This is a genomic window from Phenylobacterium sp. LjRoot225 (assembly GCF_964252855.1).
Classification (GTDB): Bacteria; Pseudomonadota; Alphaproteobacteria; order Caulobacterales; family Caulobacteraceae; genus Phenylobacterium.
Map to the genome: position 1 here is coordinate 590,080 of NZ_CAXUPL020000003.1, position 16,445 is coordinate 606,524.

Here is a 16,445-nt window from a genome sequence, read left to right on the forward strand (position 1 = left end):
CCAGCTCCAGAAGGCGCCCAGCAGGGCTTCGCGGGTCGGGAAGTGGCGGTAGACGGTGCGTTCGCCGACGCCGGCTTCCCGGGCGATCTCGGCGAAGCTGGCGTCCTCCATCTGGCCGAATTCGAGCTGGCGGGCGACGGCGCGCAGGATCTGCTCGCGCGTTTCCTCGCGCTGTCGGTCGCGCGCGTTTGGATGCGGGGCCGAGGGAGGCGTCATGGCAGCGGCACTGTCAGCAATTCTCTGCCGGTGTCAATCAAGCCGGATCTGGGCAGGGCGGGGCGGCGCGGCAGGACCAACCGCTCAGGCCGCAATGGGTTCCATCTGGGACTCGGCCGAGCTCCTGGCGCGGTCGATCGCCGACCAGGAGCGCAGCTTCGCCCACTCCAAAATCTCCAGCCGGCCGTCCGCATGCTCGACCAGGGCCGTGCAGCTTTCCACCCAATCGCCGTCGTTGATGTAGGCGACGCCGTCGATGTCGCGCATCTCGGCCTTGTGGATGTGGCCGCAGATCACCCCGTCGACCCCCCGGCGGCGCGCCTCTTCGGCGACGGCCGATTCGAAATTCTCGATGAACTGCAGGGCGTTCTTCACCCGGGTCTTCAGGAAGGCCGAGAAGCTCCAGTAGCCGAAGCCCAGCCTGCGGCCGGCGCCGTTGATCATGGTGTTGGCCGCCAGCACGGTGCGGTAGGCCCAGTCGCCGAGGAAGGCCAGCCAGCGGGCGTGCTGCACCACCCCGTCGAACTCGTCGCCGTGGGTGACCAGGAAGCGCCGGCCGTCGGCGGTCTCGTGGATCGCATCGCGCGCCACCACCACCCCGCCGAAGTGGACGCCGCAGAAATCGCGGATCGTCTCGTCGTGATTGCCGGGGATGTAGGTGACCGCCACGCCCTTGCGCGCCAGGCGCAGGATCTTCTGCACCACGTCATTGTGGCTCTGCGGCCAGAACCAGCCGCTCTTCATCTTCCAGCCGTCGACGATGTCGCCCACCAGATATAGGGCGTCGCACTCCACGTGCCGGATGAAGTCGAGCAGGAGTTCAGCCTGGCAGCCCCGCGTGCCGAGATGCACATCGGAGATAAACACGCTACGGTAGCGGCGGGTCGGAAGCTCGGTCACTTCAGCTCTCCAGGCGCCTTCATTTCGTCCAGCGCCTAGGCCGATTGCATGTCGGTTTCATGAAGTTAGGCAGGGTGCTGGCGCGTTCTGCAGTTGTCCTGCTAGAGAGCCGCCGAATAAACCTCCCCGGTTTGCGAATAATTTGGTCCCGATGGACGCCAGAACAAATCCGGCGAAGGCGACGCCGAAGTCGCTTCGCACCCGCGCGCGCATCCTCGATGCGGCGATGAACCTCTTTGCCGAGGTGGGCTATCATGCTGCGACCAATGCGGTGATCGCCGAGGCGGCGAAGCTGACGCGCGGCGCCATGCTCTATCACTTCTCCACCCGCGAAGAGCTGGTCCAGGCGGCCGTCGCCCACATCGACCTGCAGCGCGCCAGGCTTCTCGAACGCGCCGCGTCCGCCCCGGCGGCGCCTGGGATCGACGCCGCCGAGCACGCCATCGACACCTACTGGGCTCTGCTGCACGAGACCCCGTTCGTCGCCTTCGCCGAGCTGGAGGCCGCGGCCCGCACCGACGCCATGCTGCGCGAGCAGCTGGCGAGCGCCCAGAACGCCTTCGACCACGCCCAGGTCGGCGGCGACCGCTTCGGCGCCCTCGTCCAGGCTGGCCACGACCCGCGCTTCCAGGCGAGCCGCGACCTGGGCCGTTTCATGCTCGAAGGCCTGGCGCGCGGCGCCATGACCTATGACGTCGACGCTCGCCGCGACCGCCTGCTGGCGATCGTCAAGCGCGCGGTGCGCATGCTCAACCGCAAGGGCGACATCCAGGATCTCTGGGCGGAGTAGGGACGCGCCGGATGCTTCCCCTTTGGGGCGCTGTCATCCCGGAAACCGCGCAGCGGTTGTCCGGGATCCAAGAACACGGCGTGGCCGAGTTCCGCGGCGGCCGAGCCGCGATCATGCCTGGAACGTCGTGTTCTTGGGTCCCCGTCTTTTCGCTTCGCGAAAAACCGGGATGACAGTCGTGGGGGCGGATCACTCTACCCCAGGACGCCCCTAAGCCACCGTGCTCTCGAAGCCCGCCCTGAGGGCGGCTTCGTCGAGGTTGCGGCCGATCAGCACCATGCGGGAGTAGCGCCTTTCGGTGGGCTTCCAGTCGGCCTGGTAGTCGCCCTCGAGGATCATGTGCACGGCCTGGAAGACCAGGCGGCGGTTCTCGCCGGCGATATCCATGATGCCCTTGCCGCGCAGGATGTCGGGACCCTGGGTCTGCAGCACATTGTTGAGCCAGGCGGTGAAGCGCACGCCATGCAGCGGCTTGTCGCTGGTCAGCGAGACCCCGCGGATGCCGGACTCGGCGACATGGTCGTGGATCGCCCCATGGCCATGGTCATGGTCGTGATGGTCGTGGCCGCAGTGCTCGTCGTGGACATGCCCCTCGTGCGAATGCCCCTCGTGCGCGTGGTCGTGCCCATGGTGATCATGGCTGTGGTGGTCATGGTCGCAGTGTTCGTCGTGCACGTGGCCTGGCTCGCCATGGCCCGGGTTGAGGAAGTCCGGCTCCAGGCTGGTGATCCGCTCCAGGTCGAAGGAGTGGCGGCCCAGGATGGTCTCCAGCGGCACGTTGGAGCGCTGGGCCCGGTGGATCGGCGCCAGCGGGTTGAGCTTGCGAATCGCCGATTCGACGTCGGCCAGCTCGGCCTCGGTGACCAGGTCGGTCTTGTTCAGGATGATCTGGTCGGCAAAGGCGATCTGTTCGATCGCCTCCTTGGAGTCGGCCAGCCGCAGCGGCAGGTGCTTGGCGTCGACCACGGCGGTGACGCTGTCGAGCTGGGTCTTGGCCCGCACCTCTTCGTCGACGAAGAAGGTCTGCGCCACCGGGCCGGGATCGGCCAGGCCCGTGGTCTCGACGATGATGGCGTCGAATTTGCCCTTGCGCTTCATCAGGCCGGAGAGCACCCGGATCAGGTCGCCGCGAACCGTGCAGCAGACGCAGCCGTTGTTCATCTCGAAGACCTCTTCGTCGGCGCCGACGATCAGGTCGTTGTCGATGCCCACTTCGCCGAACTCGTTGACGATCACGGCGTAGCGCTTGCCGTGGTCCTCCGAGAGGATGCGGTTGAGCAGGGTGGTCTTGCCGGCGCCAAGATAGCCGGTGAGCACGGTGACGGGCGTCTTATCGGTCATGCCGTCCCATGTAAGGGGCGCGAGCCGACTTATGAAGCGCCTTGTGTCCAGGCGTGCGTGTTATAAAGTAACGGTCCGATGCTAAGCGCCGCCCGACCCGATCCCATCGCCTTCACCGGGCGCGAGCCGCCGCGAGAGCTGGACGGCTTCCGCAGCAATCGCACCTATCTGGGCGCCGACCACCGCCGCAACGAGCGGCGCACCTGGATCGTGGTCGCCATCTGCGCGGTCACCTGCGCCGCCCAGCTGGCGGGCGGGACGCTGTTCCATTCCATGGCGCTCACCGCCAGCGGCCTGCACATGGCCGCCCATGTGGCGGTGCTGCTGACCGCGGCCGGGGCCTACTGGCTGGCGCGGCGACTGGCGGGGGACGCGCGGTTCGCCTTCGGGGCGGGCAAGGTCGGCTATCTGGCGGGCTTCGCCAACGCCGTGGTCCTGGTCATCACCGCCGTCACCATCGCGGTCGAAAGCATCGAGCGGCTGCTGACGCCGGAGGTGGTCGACTTCGGCGCGGCGATCCCGCTGGCGGGAGCCGGCCTGGTCGTGACCCTGATCTGCGTCTGGCTGCTGCGGCCAAGCCGCAGCGCGAAGGCCCATCACGACCCCGAGGGCGACCTGAACCTGTCGGCGGCGCACCTGCATCTGACCGCCGACGCCATCATCTCCGCGCTGTCGATCGCCGGCCTGGCGGCCGGTCAGGCCCTGGGCTGGGGCTTCGCCGATCCGCTGATGGGGCTGATCGGCGCGGGCCTGGTGGCGCAGTTCGCCTACAGCCTGATCCGCCGCGCCGGCGCCGCCCTGCTGGACGTCAATCCCTCTCCGGTCCTGACCGAGGAGATCCGCACCCGGCTCGAGGCCGCCGGAGCGCGCGTGCTGGACCTGCATCTCTGGCGGCTGGGGCCGGGGCATCACGCCGCCGTGGCGGTGGTCACCGCCGATCCGCCGGCGCCGGCGGAAACCTATCGCGCGCGCCTGGAGGACATTCCCGGCCTCTCGCACCTGACCATCGAAGTTCGCGGCGGCGGCGGGCACGGCCACGTCTGCTGAAGGCGCGGCTCAGCGGGGCGAGGACGACCCGCGCTGAGATTGCGCGCTCTGGTACTGAGCCGGCATCCCTTTCGTCAGCGACAGGGTGATCGCGCGGCCGGCCACGTCGCGGCCGGTCCATTGCACGCCCGGCTGGCTGCTGGCCGGAAGCGAGGTGCAATAGGCGACCGGCAGGGTCGGCGGCTGGCTCTGGCGAAGGCAGACCTTCGCGCCCTTGACGGCCCAGCTGCCGGCCAGCGGCGAATTGCGGCGGGACAGTCCGGTCCAGCTGCCGTCGGCGCGCAGCCAGATCTTCTGCGAGGTGCCGTCGGGATAGGTGGAGACCACGGTGTTGCCAAAGGCGGCGGCGACCCCGGCCAGCTCTCCGGCCTGGGCGTTCAGGCCGGCGAAGGCGACGCCGGCGGCGAGGCCCGCGCGCACCGCGAGTTTCAGGGACAGGGTCCGGGCTCCCCGGGTGTGACGCAGAACAGGCATGCCGGCTTTCAACACATAATCCTCGCAAGAAGCGCCCATCTTGTTGTCGGGCGGCTAGGCTCCAAGCCCCCTTCCCACTCGCGATGCGACTGGGCAAGAAGGAGTTCGCTCAGGAATGACGGACCATTCTCGACGTCCGACGGCGCCGCACGCAACAGGATCTAGGGCGTTCCAGATGAACTGCGGCTGACAGACCGGTTAACGGAGCACGGCAAGCATGGACAACGCCATTTCACCCGAGGCCGAGCGCGCCGGCATGCTGGCGGCCCTGCACGCCATCACCGTGGGCGTGCTCTCGACGCTCAAGCGCAAGGGCCTTTTGACCTCCGAGGAGCTCGATCAGCTGTTCGAGGCGGGCCTCGTCACCTTCGAGCGCGGCGAACAGGACGAGACCCGCCAGGCCGCGCGCCTGACGCTGGAGATCCTGGCGCGCAGCCTGCGGGATTGACGCGGCGCAAGCCCCGTCAGTGGTCGTGGCCGGCGCGGCCCTTGTGGTCTCCCCCGCCCTTGCCGCCGCCCTTGTCGCGGGCCTTGTCGCGCCCGCCGCCGCCGGCATGCAGTTTTGCGTCGGGAGGGTTCCATTTCGCCTGCGCCTTGGCGGGTCCGTGCGACGCCGCCGGACGGCCGTGATCTCCAGCGGCGCGCGCGAAGGCCTGGCCGCCGTGGGACTCGGGCCGGACCTTCTGGTTGGGGGCGGCGTGCGGCCGGACCTCCTGGCGCGCCGCCTTTCGGTCGTGGACGGCCCGTGGCGGCGGGCGTTCGGCGTGGGCCTCGCGCCGCGGCTGGGGCGAGGGCGTCGCGACGGCGATCTGCCGGCCCCGATCATGGTCGCTTCTATCCCGGCCGCCCCTATCCCGCTCGGTTCGGACCCGCTCGGGCCGATCCGGCGCGCCATGCGCCTTGTACCAGCCGAGATGGCGGCCGTTGTCACGGCGCAGAGCCTGGTTCCAGGCGGGCTGGGTCGAGACGGTGCGGAACCAGCGGTCGTGGGAGGCGGCGAAGGCCGGCGCCCGCTCGCGCCAGACCGTCTCCTCGACGTGGCGGCGGGGACTGCGCCGATAGCTTTGTTGCAGGTCGTAGGCGCGCGTCCAGTAGCCCGACGCGCGCGGCCCATAGTCGTGGTAGCGGTCGGCGGCGATCAGGGCGCCGGCGGCGTCGAACAGGGCCAGGAGGACGCCATTGGTTCCGTAGGCGTAGCCGTAGTCCCGGTCCTGGATGAAGTAGGGACGGACGGCGCCCGGCTCGTAATAATAGTAGCGCCAGCTGTCATCGACCGGCTCGGCGAACATCAGGCCCTGGTCGGCGGCGTCCCACGCCCAGGGCTCTTCGTCGCCATAGCTGAAGGCATAGCTTGGCGGCCGCTGGCGGACGACCTGGCTCATGGCGTAGGCCCGTTGCGGATAGGCGTAGGCCTGGTCGGGCGCCGGATAGGCCGCGGGCATGGCCGTCACGAGGGCAGGGTCGAGCGGGCCGAGCGCCGGCGCGGCCGGCGGCGGCTCGCCGCGAGCGAGCAGCGGACGATTGTCGATCTTGCAGCCGCCGAGCGTCAGGGCGAGCGCGCCCGCCCCCAGAAGGCTGGCGGCGGGACGGAGGATGGAGGTCATTTTGATCTCGTCGGGTGGCGCGCCGCACAGGCGCAATCAAGCCGCCGGCGCCCCCGTCAGCGCCCACGTCGGGGGTCCAACGCCTGTATGACCGGAGGGGTTGCCCTGGGGCCGCCCGCACGGCGTGAACTTCCGCCGGATTGCCGGCTTAAGGACCTGGAGGACCAAGGCATCGCGATGACCGACCTGCACCGCGTCCGGGCGACCCCCCAGGGCCACGCGCGCCTGCGCGCCATTCATCCGTCCGCCCGCCCTTGAACCCGCCTCGGCCGCACCGTCGCGCCTTCCTTCGGCGGCTGGCGATCCTGGCCGCCGGCGGGGCCGGCTACCTTGTCTTGCGCCACCAGCTTGTCTGGCCGACCCCGCAGGTGAGCTTCGACGCCGGGCGCTGGAGCGGCTGGATCGAGCTGCCGGGCGCCCGCGGATTGATCGCCTTGCCGGCGCGGATCGGCCGGACGCGGATCCAGGCGGTGATCGATTCGGGGGCGCAGTATTCGGCGATCGATTCCGGCCTGGCGGAGCGCCTGAACCTGCCGGTGGCCACGCCGATCCCGATGGTCGCCTTCGGCGTCAGCGGCCCGCCCACGGTGACGCGCGCCGTCGGCGTCGACGTCGACCTGGGACACTTCTCGCTGAAGGGGTTGCGGGCCGCGCCGCTGAACCTGCAGGCGCTGTCCAGCCTCACCCGCCAGCCCTTTTCCCTGCTGCTCGGTCGCGACTTCCTGCGGGCGGTGGTGGTCGAGGCGGACTTCCCGGGGCGGCGCGTGGCCATCTTCGCGCCGCAGGCCTGGACCCCGCCGGCGGGCGCCCGGGCCGTCACCGTGCGATCCCAGACCGGCAGCCTGATGGTCGAGGTCCGCATCGAGCAGGCCCCGCCAGTGGAGGTGATGCTGGACACCGGCGCGACCGGCGCGCTGGCGCTGTCGGAGGCGACCGCCCGCACCGCGGGGCTGATGGACGGCCGGCCGGTGCGCCGGGCCCAGTCGGTCACCCTGGGCGGGGTCAGCGAGGACGGCATGACGCGCATCCGCCGGCTGACCTTCGCCGGCCATGAGATCGAGGACATCGACGTGCAGATCTACCGACCGGCGGCCAATGCGCCGGCGCCCGCCGGCCTGCTGGGCCTGGGCGTGCTGGAGCGCTTCCACCTGGCGCTGGACCTGCCGGGGGAACGCGTCTTCCTGATGGGGCCGGAGCGGCCGCCGCGCCCGGCCGCGCCGCGTCCGCCGACCCGCTTCACTCTCTAGCGAAGCGTCAGAGGTTCAGCATCGCCATGCCGCGCTCGTCGTAGCGGCCGCCCTCGACGGCGCTTTCCGGCACGGCGCGCTCGATCTCGGCGAGCTCCTCAGGCGACAGATGTATCTCGGCGGCGCCCAGGTTCTCCTCGAGCCGGTGGACCTTGGTGGTGCCGGGGATCGGGGCGATGTCCTCGCCCTGGTGCAGCAGCCAGGCCAGCGCCAGCTGGGCCGGGGTGCGCCCCTTGCCGCCGGCGATCGCGGTCAGGGTTTCGACCAGGCTGCGGTTCTTGCCGATGACGTCGGCCTGCCAGCGCGGCATTCCGCGCCGGAAGTCGTCCGGAGCGAGCTTGTCGAGGTCGTTGCCGGCGCCGGCCAGGAAGCCGCGGCCAAGCGGGCTGTAGGGGACCAGGCCGATCCCGAGCTCGCGGCAGGTCGGCAGCACGGCCGTCTCGATGTCGCGCGACCACAGCGAATACTCGCTCTGCACGGCGCTCACCGGATGGACCTTGTGCGCCCGGCGGATGGTCTCAGCGCCGGCCTCCGACAGGCCGAAGAAGCGCACCTTCCCCGCCTTGACCAGGTCGCCGACGGCGCCGGCGACCTCCTCGATCGGCACGGCGGGATCGACGCGGTGCTGGTAGAGCAGGTCGATGGTCTCCACGCCCAGTCGCTTCAGCGAGGCGTCGCAGACGTCGCGGATGTGCTCTGGGCGGCTGTCGACGCCGCGCGGACGGCGCTCGCCGGGCTCGATCTTGAAGCCGAACTTGGTGGCGATCACCACGCGGTCGCGCATCGAGCGCAAACCCTTGCCCAGCAGGATCTCGTTGTCGAAGGGGCCGTACATCTCGGCGGTGTCGAAGAAGGTGACGCCGAGCTCGACCGCCCGCTCGATCACCTTCAGCGCGTCACGCTCCTCCAGCGCCGCGCCGTAGGCCATCGACAGCCCCATGCACCCCAGGCCGATCGCCGAGACCTCGAGGCCCTGGGTTCCGAGTTTGCGGCTTTGCATGGCAGTCTCCTTCTTGGCGGGCGAACCGGCGGGATCTTGAAGCGCCGGCCGCGGCTTTGCGATCCAGAATTCCTGCGAACGCGCGGCGCGAAAGGTCTTTCCGCAACCGCCCTTGGCGATCTAGGGGAGGGGGATGATCCAGTCCTTCGACGCCTACGTCACCACGGCCCTGTTCGACCGCGCCGGCCGCGCCGCCTTCGCGCTCGGCGACGGCACGGTCCGTTTCGAGGACGGAGCGGTGGTCGAGGCCCATGACGGCGCCTCGCTCAGCGCCTGCCTGCATCCGAGCGGCGAGGGGGTGCTGAGCAGCGGCGACGACGGGCGCCTGGTCTGGGCCAGGCCCGACGGGGCCGTCGAGCTCGCCAAGGTCCCGGGCCGCTGGCTCGACAGCGTGGCGGCGAGCGCGGAGTCCAAGCTGATCGCCTTCTCCGCTGGCCGCGAGCTGCACGTGCTCGACGCCGCCGACCCGGCTTTTTCCCGGGTCTTCCAGCACGAGAAGTCGATCTCGGAGGTCGCCTTCGATCCCAAGGGCCGGCGGATCGCCGCGGCCAGCTACGGTGGCGTCTGGCTCTGGTACGCCCGCATCGCCGACCAGAAGCCGACGGTGCTGAAGTGGGCGGGAAGCCACGTGGCCATCGCCTGGAGCCCGGACGGCAAGTTCCTGATCTCCGGCATGCAGGAGAACGCCCTGCACGGCTGGCGGGTGGCCGACGAGAAGAACATGAGGATGGGCGGCTATCCGGCCAAGGTGAAGAGCCTGGTCTTCCTGGCCAAGGGCAATCTGATGGCCACCTCCGGCGCCAATGGCGTCGTGGTCTGGCCGTTCGCCGGCTCGACCGGGCCGATGGGCAAGCAGGCGGCCGAGGTCGGCTATGAGGAAAAGGCGCTGGCGACCCGCGTCGCCGGCACGCCGGGCGGCGGCTGGACAGCCTGGGGCCTGGACGACGGCCGGGTGCGCGCCTGCGATCTGGCGAGCCAGAAGGTGGTCGAGCTCAAGGCGGAGCGCGGCGCGCCGATCAGCGCCCTGGCCATGACAACCGACGGCAAGCGCGTGGCCTGGGGCGACGAGGACGGCCAGGCCGGGGTGGCGGAGGTCTGACGCCCCTTCCGTCCCGGACGGGTCGGGTGATGACGGATGTGGGTTTGGTTAGCCCCTGTTCACCAGTTCGCAAGGGCTTCTGCCGGAGATAGGATCGCCCGCGAGGCCCGTGGCTCGCGACTCCGAGGTGAACCGCGTGGCCCGCCGAGCGAAGCCGAAACCCAAGGCCCCTTCCAAGGCCAAGTCTAAACCCGGGCGCTCGTCCGGCGTGATCGGGCGGCTGTTCAGCGGCCTGCTGGTGCTGTTTCTGATCTTCGGCCTGATCGGTCCGATGGTGGTGGTGACCCTCTACCGCTTCGTGCCCCCGCCGATGACCTTCCTGATGGTGCAGCGGCTGTTCGAGGGCCGCGGCTTCGAGCGCCGCTGGGTTCCGCTGTCGCAGATCTCGCCCCGGCTGGTGGGCGCGGTGATCGCCTCGGAAGACTCCGGCTTCTGCGAGCATCAGGGCTTCGACATGGCCGCCATCCGCAAGGCGCTGAAGCACAACGCCAAGGATCCGAACCGCATCCGCGGCGGCTCGACCATCAGCCAGCAGACCGCCAAGAACGTCTTCCTCTGGCCGCGGCGGGACTACGTCCGCAAGGGGCTGGAAGCCTATTTCACCGTGCTGATCGAGGCGATCTGGGGCAAGCCGCGGATCATGGAGGTCTATCTGAACTCCATCGAATGGGGCCCGGGCGTCTATGGCGCGGAGGCGGCCGCCCAGCGCAATTTCGGGGTCAGCGCGGCGAGGCTCACGCCCGCCCAGGCCGCCCGCCTGGCGGTCATCGTGCCCAAGCCGCTGTCCTGGAAGGCCGACAAGCCCGGCCGCTATGTCCGCAAGCGCTCAGGCACCATCGCCGCGCGCGCCGGCGTGGTGCGCCGCCAGGGCTTGGCTGACTGCGTTTTCCGTTGACGGGGAAATAAGTTCGTCGGCAAATCCTGCGGACGTAACATGATACGCCCGCAGGAAGGCCCCCATGCGCATCGGCGTGCCCCGCGAGATCAAGCCGGACGAGTATCGGGTGGGCCTGCCGCCGACGGCGGTGCGCGAGTACGTCACCCGCGGCCATGAGGTCTTCGTCGAGCACGGCGCGGGCGCCGGCGCGGGCTATCCCGACGACGCCTACCAGCGCGCCGGCGCCCGCCTGCTGGCCACCGCCGGCGAGGTGTTCGCCGAGGCCGAGCTGGTCATCAAGGTCAAGGAGCCGCAGGCCGCCGAGTGGGCCAGGCTCACCGACCGGCACATCCTCTTCACCTATCTGCACCTGGCGCCCGACCCGGCCCAGGCCGAGGGGCTGCTGAAGTCCGGTTGCGCGGCTATCGCCTATGAGACGGTGACCGATGCGGCGGGCGGCCTGCCGCTGCTGGCCCCGATGTCCGAGGTCGCTGGCCGCATCGCCGTCTTCTCCGCCGGCGAGAGCCTCCTGAAGCACAACGGCGGCATGGGCCTGTTGATCTCCGGCGTGCCGGGCGTGCCGCCGGCCCGGGTCTGCGTGCTGGGCGGCGGCGTGGTCGGGATGAACGCCGCACGCATGGCCGCCGGCCTCGGCGCCGAGGTGGTGGTGGTCGAGCGTTCGATCCCGCGCATGCGCGAGCTCGACAACATGTTCCAGGGCCGGATCCTCACCCGCTATTCGATCCTCGATGCGGTCGAGGAAGAGGTGCTGAAGGCCGATGTGGTGATCGGCGCCGTGCTGACCGCCGGCGCTGCGGCGCCCAAGCTGGTCCGGCGCGAGCACCTGTCGCGGATGAAGCCGGGCTCGGTGCTGGTGGACGTCTCCATCGACCAGGGCGGCTGTTTCGAGACCAGCCGGCCGACCACCCACCACGATCCCACCTATGTGGTCGACGGGGTGGTGCACTACTGCGTGGCCAACATGCCGGGAGCCGCGCCGCGCACCTCCTCGGAAGCCCTGGTGCACGCCACCCTTCCGTTCGGCCTGCAGCTCGCCGACCATGGGCTGGACGCCTTGAAGACCAACCGCCATCTGGCCAAGGGCCTCAACGTCCTGAAGGGCGAGGTCACCCACCCAGCCGTGGCCGAGGCTCTGGGGAAGGCGTTCTCAGATCCCTACGGGGCCTGGCGGGCGTAGTGATGCAGCGCCTCGGCCAGGGCGTGCGGGCGGGTGTTCATGACCTGATGGCCGGCGTCGAGCCGAACCAGGCTTGAGGCCCTGAGGCGTTCGGCAAAAACCGTCTGCCAGGCGACCGACACCGCGGCGTCGCGCAGGCAGACGAAGTAGCTGGCCGGCGTCGCCTCGAGGTGATCGTACCGCCAGTCGGACTCGGCATAGGTGAGCGCCGGCCAGGCGTCGCCGCCGATCTTCGCCAGAAAGGCCTCGGCCTCGTCCGGGCTCATGTCGTTGCAGAACCGGGGACGCAGTGCGTCGCGGAGGTCGCCGGTGGGCGTCCCCGATGGGGCCTCGGTCGCTTCCGGATCGCCGCCGTCTGGAAGCCCGGAGTCCCGGAAATTCAGAACGGTCTGGCCGGCGAGGGGCGCAATGCAGCTGATGTAGACCGCCTGCCGGAACAGCTCCGGCCGCAGCTCCAGGAGCCGCGGCAGCAGGGTGCCGGCTTGCGAGTGGCCGACCAGGACGGCGTGGCGTAGGCCTTCGGCCTCGATGTCTGAGACCAGCTCGGCCGCAATCTCGTCGGGTCCGAGGGCGGTTGTCGCGCGGCCGCGCTTTGCGCCGCAGCCCGGGACGTCGAGCGCCAGGGTGCGGCCGACCTCGTCCTTCGCCTGCTGGCCGAGCGCGGCGATGGTCTCGTCCCAGACCCAGCCGCCCTGAACGCCGCCATGCAGGAAGACGTAGTCAATTGGCTCGCTCATCCGCTCCCCGACAGCTGCGCGGCGACACGGCGACGGTGGGTCGCCGCGACAGGTCAGAGAACCCTATCCGACTCTGGCGAGCCGTGCGCGGAGGCGTTCTAGGCCGCGGCCCAGGCGGTGGGGTCGAGCGCCACCGGATCGTCCAAGGCCATCTCGTCCCAATCCAGATCCGGGGGCGGGCTGGAGGCGGCGGCGATGACGGCCGACATTTCGGCGGCCGAGGCCACGCCCACCAGCACGCTGGAGGCTTCCGGACGCGACAGGGCGAAGCCGAGCGCGGCCTGCAGCGGATCGGAGCGGCCCTCGGCGATCAGCCGGCGCGCCCGCGAGATGCGGCCGGCGGCGGCCTTGAGATGATGGGGCGCCCGGTCGGGCGGCAGGAACAGCAGGCCGTTCAGGAAGATCGAGCGCAGCTGCACCTCGATATCCATCTCCGTCAGGGTCGCCAGCGTCCCGTCGATCAGCAGGCGCTGGTCGAGCAGGGAGGCGGGCGCCTGCACCACGTCGGGCTTGAAGCGCTTGGCGAGGCCGACCGGATCGTCCGAGGCGTAGACCGACACGCCGATCTTGCGGCACAGGCCGGCGTCCTTCAGCGCGCGCAGCCGGTCCCACATCTTCGGTCCGGCGGGGCTCAGGAGATCGGTGGCCGACGGCGCCAGGATGGTGTCGCAGGTGTCCACGCCCAGGCGGAGCAGCTGGGCGCGCACTTCGGCCTCGGCATAGTCCGGCCCGCGGTCCGGACGGACCGTGGTGATGGTGATGCGGAACGGATTGGGCCGGGGCATGACCCGACCCAGGGCGACCTCGGCGGATTCCGAATGCCGGCTGGCTTCGAAGACGCCCAGTCCGGAGCGTGCGGCGATCGCGAGGATGTCGCGCGCCTCCGCCTCGCGGGGCCGGCCCCGGGCGGTCGTCGGCTGATCAAGGCCGAATTGGCCAGAACCGAGGCCCAGTTTTGTAATTGGTGATGTCATCAATTTTTGGGCTTGAGCCTTGAGCGTCCCTGGCGAGGGCGCATCTTGTCCGCCGATGCCTAAGAAGCCGTATCCGAGACCTTGCCGGGAAGTTAAGGGAGCCTGGTGAGAAAGCCCCTGCCCGAGTGGCCGATGTTCGGTCTGCCAGCCGATGTGCGCCCGGCTTTGCGCCAGGCGCGCGACGGCGGCCGGGCGCTGGCGCTCGCCACCCTGGTCGCTGTGGAGGGCGGCGGGCCGCGTCCAGAGGGGACGCAGATGGTCTTCGCCGAGGGGATCGTCGCCGGATATTTTTCTGGCGGCTGTGTGGAATCCGACGTGGCCGACCACGCCTTCGCCTGCCTGGACGACGGTCAGCCGCGAACGCTGGTCTATGGCGAGGGCAGTCCCTGGCCGGACATCCGCCTGTTGTGCGGCGCGAGGATCGAAATTTTTATCGAACGGGTCGCGCCGGACGACGCCGCCCTGGCCGCCCTGCTCGCCGCCGACGCTGATCGCCGCCCGATCAGATGGGTCAGCGACGGCTTTGCACGCGCCTGCGCCGCCGAGCTGGAGCCCTGGCCCGAGGCCCAGGTGGAGCGGCTTTATGAGCCCAGGCCGCGGCTGGTGGTGGTGGGGTCCGACCCCACGGCGCTGGCCATCGCCCAGCTGGGCGCCCAGGCCGAGTTCGAGACCACCCTGGTCCGGCCGAAGGGGCCCGAGGCTGCGCCGCTGCTGCCGGGCGTCGCCTATCTGCGCCAGGAGCCGGCGGAGGCCTTCGACGCCGTCGGCCTCGATCCCTGGACGTCCGTCGCCATCGCCACCCACGACAGCGAGACCGATCACGCCGCCCTGCTCGCCGCCCTGCCGTCGCCGGCCGCCTATGTCGGCCTTCTCGGCGCGCGGCGACGTTTGTCGCAGCGGCTGGCGCGGCTGCGCGCGGCGGGGATCTCGGAGGCCGACATCGAGCGCCTGTCCGCGCCGATCGGCCTCGACATCGGCGGCAAGGCGCCTTGGGAGGTCGCCGTCTCGGTGATCGGCGAGATCATGGCCCGGCGTTATGCGCGGGAGAGCGGCAGCACCTCGACGACCTCGCCGGCCTGAGCGGGCGGCGCGCTGGCGGGCCGGCGCAGCAGGGCGTCGGAGACCGCGAAGACGGTGATCAGCGACGAGTCCTGATCGCGCAGCGGCCGCACGGTGACGTTTCCGTCCGCGAAGTCGAGCTTGGCTCGCATCCACTGCTCGCGCGGGCCGTTGGCCGGCAGGTCGGCTTCCAGCCTGGCGCCGATCATCCGCGGTTCGGGCGCGGCGCCCTGACAGGCCGCCAGGATCGGCTTCAGGAAAAGCTCGGCGCAGACGAAGGCCGAGGCCGGATTGCCGGGCAGGCCGAGCAGCCGACGGCCGTCGCCGAGAACCCCGAAGAAGGTCGGCTTGCCGGGCCGGATCGCCACGCTGGCGACCTTCAGCTCGAGGCCGAGCTCGGCGGCGGCGGCGCGCACCAGGTCGTGGTCGCCGACCGAGGCCCCGCCGATGGTGACGACGATATCCGCCTCGGCGCTCCGGATCGCCGCGACCGTCGCCTGCATGTCGTCGCGCACCGGCCTGGCGCGCACGGGCGTTCCGCCCCAGGCGGTGATCATGGCCGCCAGCCCCGGCGTGCCGGAATTGTAGATCTGGAACTGACCCGGCTCCGCCGGCGCCTCGACGATCTCCTCGCCGGTCGACAGCACGGCTACGCGCGGGCGGCCATAGACGGACAGGTCGGCGCGGCCGGCGGAGGCGGCCAGCGACAGCCGCCAGGGATCGATCCGATTCCCGCGCTCAAGCAGCACGGCGCCGGCGGTGAAGTCGCCGCCCGCCGGGCGGATGTTGCCGTTCGGCTTGGCCTGCGGGACGCGGACCTGGTCGCCCTCGCGCTCGGCGTCCTCCTGGATCACGACGGCGTCGCAGTCGTCGGGGACCGCGGCCCCGGTGAAGATCCGCACGGCCTGGCCCGGTCCGACGGCGCCGTCATAGCCGTGGCCCGCCGCGCTCTCGCCGACGATGGTCAGGCTGGCTGGCGTGTCGGCGTGGCGCACCGCCCAGCCGTCCATCGCCGAGGCGCGGAACGGCGGCTGGTCGCGGCTGGCGGCGATATCCTCCGCGAGCACCCGGCCGATGGCGTCGGACAGCGCAACGGTCTCGGCCGGAAGCGCCGAGATCTCGGCCAGCATCCGTGCGCGGGCGTCGTCGACGGTGAGGAGTTTCATAGTCCCGTTCAATCCAAACTCGTCTAACGGTTCAACGTCCCAAGATCCTTCACGGCAGGGCGGGGGATCGCGGCGGCGCCAAACGCCCCCTCAGTCGCTTCGCGACAGCTCCCCCGCTGCGCGGTGGAGCATCTACGGCCCAGATCCTCCACCGCGCAGCGGGGGAGGTGGCTCGCGTAGCGAGACGGAGGGGGCGTTGCGGCATATGCAACTTCCCTGCCCGCCAGCGACCGCGCCTACCCCGCCTTCCAGTCGCCGGACTTGCCGCCGGACTTCTCCAGCAGCCGCACGGCCTCGATGACCATGCCCTTCTCGGCGGCCTTCAGCATGTCGTAGAGCGTCAGGCAGGCGACCGAGACGGCGGTCAGCGCCTCCATCTCGACGCCGGTCGGACCGGTGGTCTTCACCCGGGCGGTGACGGAAAGCCCGCCGTCCGCCGGCTCGACCCGGACCTCGACCTTGGACAGCGCCAACGGGTGGCACATGGGGATCAGGTCGGAGGTCTTCTTCGCGGCCATGACGCCGGCGATCTCGGCGACGGCGCGGACGTCGCCCTTCTTGCCCTCGCCGGACAGGGCGAGCGTCAGGGTGTCCGACGACATGCGCACGAAGCCGGCGGCCGCCGCCTCGCGGACCGTGGCGGCCTTGTCGGAGACGTCGACCATGCGGGCGCGGCCGGTCTCGTCGATGTGGGTCAGCCGGCTCAAGGCTCCAGC

Annotated in this window: 17 protein-coding genes and 1 pseudogene; 8 read left to right on the forward strand and 10 right to left on the reverse strand. The window is 70.6% G+C overall.

Features of this window, described 5'->3' with window-relative positions; all coding sequences use genetic code 11:
* Window positions 1-24: 24 nt before the first annotated feature.
* A pseudogene (locus ACSQ2B_RS18005) lies at window positions 25-216 on the reverse strand (TetR/AcrR family transcriptional regulator); the annotation flags it as partial.
* A gap of 84 nt (window positions 217-300) precedes the next feature.
* On the reverse strand, window positions 301-1,116 hold the full coding sequence (locus ACSQ2B_RS18010) for a UDP-2,3-diacylglucosamine diphosphatase (RefSeq protein WP_436051949.1): 816 nt from the start codon (window positions 1,114-1,116) through the stop codon (window positions 301-303).
* A gap of 151 nt (window positions 1,117-1,267) precedes the next feature.
* Between ACSQ2B_RS18010 and ACSQ2B_RS18015 the strand changes: the two genes are divergently transcribed.
* Window positions 1,268-1,906, forward strand: a complete 639-nt coding sequence (locus ACSQ2B_RS18015; protein WP_436051951.1) for a TetR/AcrR family transcriptional regulator — start codon at window positions 1,268-1,270, stop codon at window positions 1,904-1,906.
* Between the two features lie 210 nt (window positions 1,907-2,116).
* Here ACSQ2B_RS18015 and ACSQ2B_RS18020 read toward each other — a convergent pair whose 3' ends face one another.
* Window positions 2,117-3,247 (reverse strand): CobW family GTP-binding protein, encoded by a 1,131-nt coding sequence (locus ACSQ2B_RS18020; protein ID WP_436051953.1) that lies wholly within the window; start codon window positions 3,245-3,247, stop codon window positions 2,117-2,119.
* Window positions 3,248-3,325: 78 nt separating this feature from the next.
* On the opposite strand from ACSQ2B_RS18020, the gene ACSQ2B_RS18025 reads away from it, so the two are divergent.
* Window positions 3,326-4,294: a cation diffusion facilitator family transporter gene (locus tag ACSQ2B_RS18025; protein ID WP_436051955.1), complete on the forward strand. Its 969-nt coding sequence runs from the start codon at window positions 3,326-3,328 to the stop codon at window positions 4,292-4,294.
* Between the two features lie 9 nt (window positions 4,295-4,303).
* On the opposite strand, the gene ACSQ2B_RS18030 is transcribed toward ACSQ2B_RS18025, so the two are convergent.
* Window positions 4,304-4,768, reverse strand: coding sequence for a hypothetical protein (locus ACSQ2B_RS18030; protein ID WP_436051957.1), 465 nt, complete (start codon window positions 4,766-4,768; stop codon window positions 4,304-4,306).
* Between the two features lie 217 nt (window positions 4,769-4,985).
* Between ACSQ2B_RS18030 and ACSQ2B_RS18035 the strand changes: the two genes are divergently transcribed.
* Window positions 4,986-5,216 (forward strand): hypothetical protein, encoded by a 231-nt coding sequence (locus ACSQ2B_RS18035; RefSeq protein ID WP_436051959.1) that lies wholly within the window; start codon window positions 4,986-4,988, stop codon window positions 5,214-5,216.
* Window positions 5,217-5,232: 16 nt separating this feature from the next.
* Here ACSQ2B_RS18035 and ACSQ2B_RS18040 read toward each other — a convergent pair whose 3' ends face one another.
* Window positions 5,233-6,372: a hypothetical protein gene (locus ACSQ2B_RS18040; RefSeq protein WP_436051961.1), complete on the reverse strand. Its 1,140-nt coding sequence runs from the start codon at window positions 6,370-6,372 to the stop codon at window positions 5,233-5,235.
* 335 nt (window positions 6,373-6,707) lie between these two features.
* On the opposite strand from ACSQ2B_RS18040, the gene ACSQ2B_RS18045 reads away from it, so the two are divergent.
* Window positions 6,708-7,619 (forward strand): aspartyl protease family protein, encoded by a 912-nt coding sequence (locus ACSQ2B_RS18045; RefSeq protein WP_436051963.1) that lies wholly within the window; start codon window positions 6,708-6,710, stop codon window positions 7,617-7,619.
* 7 nt (window positions 7,620-7,626) lie between these two features.
* Here the strand turns inward: ACSQ2B_RS18045 and ACSQ2B_RS18050 are convergent, their stop codons facing one another.
* On the reverse strand, window positions 7,627-8,619 hold the full coding sequence (locus ACSQ2B_RS18050; protein WP_436051965.1) for an aldo/keto reductase: 993 nt from the start codon (window positions 8,617-8,619) through the stop codon (window positions 7,627-7,629).
* A gap of 133 nt (window positions 8,620-8,752) precedes the next feature.
* On the opposite strand from ACSQ2B_RS18050, the gene ACSQ2B_RS18055 reads away from it, so the two are divergent.
* From ACSQ2B_RS18055 to ald, 3 genes are all read left to right on the forward strand, one after another.
* Window positions 8,753-9,718, forward strand: a complete 966-nt coding sequence (locus ACSQ2B_RS18055) for a WD40 repeat domain-containing protein (RefSeq protein ID WP_436051967.1) — start codon at window positions 8,753-8,755, stop codon at window positions 9,716-9,718.
* A gap of 208 nt (window positions 9,719-9,926) precedes the next feature.
* The gene (mtgA, locus tag ACSQ2B_RS18060) at window positions 9,927-10,613 is read left to right on the forward strand and encodes a monofunctional biosynthetic peptidoglycan transglycosylase (RefSeq protein WP_436052608.1); all 687 of its coding nucleotides are present in this window, start codon (window positions 9,927-9,929) and stop codon (window positions 10,611-10,613) included.
* A gap of 64 nt (window positions 10,614-10,677) precedes the next feature.
* Complete coding sequence (gene ald / locus ACSQ2B_RS18065) at window positions 10,678-11,793, forward strand: alanine dehydrogenase (protein ID WP_436051969.1); 1,116 nt, start codon at window positions 10,678-10,680, stop codon at window positions 11,791-11,793.
* On the opposite strand, the gene ACSQ2B_RS18070 is transcribed toward ald, so the two are convergent.
* Together ACSQ2B_RS18070 and ACSQ2B_RS18075 are read right to left on the reverse strand one after the other, a co-directional pair.
* Window positions 11,772-12,530, reverse strand: coding sequence for an alpha/beta fold hydrolase (locus ACSQ2B_RS18070; RefSeq protein WP_436051971.1), 759 nt, complete (start codon window positions 12,528-12,530; stop codon window positions 11,772-11,774). The genes ald and ACSQ2B_RS18070 overlap by 22 nt on opposite strands.
* A 98-nt stretch (window positions 12,531-12,628) precedes the next feature.
* A complete protein-coding gene (locus tag ACSQ2B_RS18075; RefSeq protein ID WP_436051973.1) occupies window positions 12,629-13,504 on the reverse strand; it encodes a bifunctional regulator KidO in 876 nt (291 codons plus the stop codon).
* A gap of 105 nt (window positions 13,505-13,609) precedes the next feature.
* On the opposite strand from ACSQ2B_RS18075, the gene ACSQ2B_RS18080 reads away from it, so the two are divergent.
* Entirely contained in the window at window positions 13,610-14,584 is a 975-nt protein-coding gene (locus ACSQ2B_RS18080; RefSeq protein WP_436051975.1) for an XdhC family protein, read from the forward strand.
* On the opposite strand, the gene ACSQ2B_RS18085 is transcribed toward ACSQ2B_RS18080, so the two are convergent.
* Window positions 14,539-15,729, reverse strand: a complete 1,191-nt coding sequence (locus ACSQ2B_RS18085) for a molybdopterin molybdotransferase MoeA (protein WP_436051977.1) — start codon at window positions 15,727-15,729, stop codon at window positions 14,539-14,541. The two genes, ACSQ2B_RS18080 and ACSQ2B_RS18085, sit on opposite strands and share 46 nt — an antisense overlap.
* A gap of 236 nt (window positions 15,730-15,965) precedes the next feature.
* The gene (gene moaC / locus ACSQ2B_RS18090; protein WP_436051978.1) at window positions 15,966-16,436 is read right to left on the reverse strand and encodes a cyclic pyranopterin monophosphate synthase MoaC; all 471 of its coding nucleotides are present in this window, start codon (window positions 16,434-16,436) and stop codon (window positions 15,966-15,968) included.
* Window positions 16,437-16,445 lie beyond the last annotated feature (9 nt).

Excerpts from the sequence above, each read along its gene's own strand:
- ACSQ2B_RS18015 (WP_436051951.1), top strand. The coding sequence starts at position 1,268 with ATGGACGCCAGAACAAATCCGGCGAAGGCGACGCCGAAGTCGCTTCGC.
- ACSQ2B_RS18020 (WP_436051953.1), bottom strand. The coding sequence starts at position 3,247 with ATGACCGATAAGACGCCCGTCACCGTGCTCACCGGCTATCTTGGCGCC.
- ACSQ2B_RS18025 (WP_436051955.1), top strand. The coding sequence starts at position 3,326 with ATGCTAAGCGCCGCCCGACCCGATCCCATCGCCTTCACCGGGCGCGAG.
- ACSQ2B_RS18030 (WP_436051957.1), bottom strand. The coding sequence starts at position 4,768 with ATGCCTGTTCTGCGTCACACCCGGGGAGCCCGGACCCTGTCCCTGAAA.
- ACSQ2B_RS18035 (WP_436051959.1), top strand. The coding sequence starts at position 4,986 with ATGGACAACGCCATTTCACCCGAGGCCGAGCGCGCCGGCATGCTGGCG.
- ACSQ2B_RS18040 (WP_436051961.1), bottom strand. The coding sequence starts at position 6,372 with ATGACCTCCATCCTCCGTCCCGCCGCCAGCCTTCTGGGGGCGGGCGCG.
- ACSQ2B_RS18050 (WP_436051965.1), bottom strand. The coding sequence starts at position 8,619 with ATGCAAAGCCGCAAACTCGGAACCCAGGGCCTCGAGGTCTCGGCGATC.
- ACSQ2B_RS18055 (WP_436051967.1), top strand. The coding sequence starts at position 8,753 with ATGATCCAGTCCTTCGACGCCTACGTCACCACGGCCCTGTTCGACCGC.
- ald (WP_436051969.1), top strand. The coding sequence starts at position 10,678 with ATGCGCATCGGCGTGCCCCGCGAGATCAAGCCGGACGAGTATCGGGTG.
- ACSQ2B_RS18070 (WP_436051971.1), bottom strand. The coding sequence starts at position 12,530 with ATGAGCGAGCCAATTGACTACGTCTTCCTGCATGGCGGCGTTCAGGGC.
- ACSQ2B_RS18075 (WP_436051973.1), bottom strand. The coding sequence starts at position 13,504 with ATGACATCACCAATTACAAAACTGGGCCTCGGTTCTGGCCAATTCGGC.
- ACSQ2B_RS18085 (WP_436051977.1), bottom strand. The coding sequence starts at position 15,729 with ATGAAACTCCTCACCGTCGACGACGCCCGCGCACGGATGCTGGCCGAG.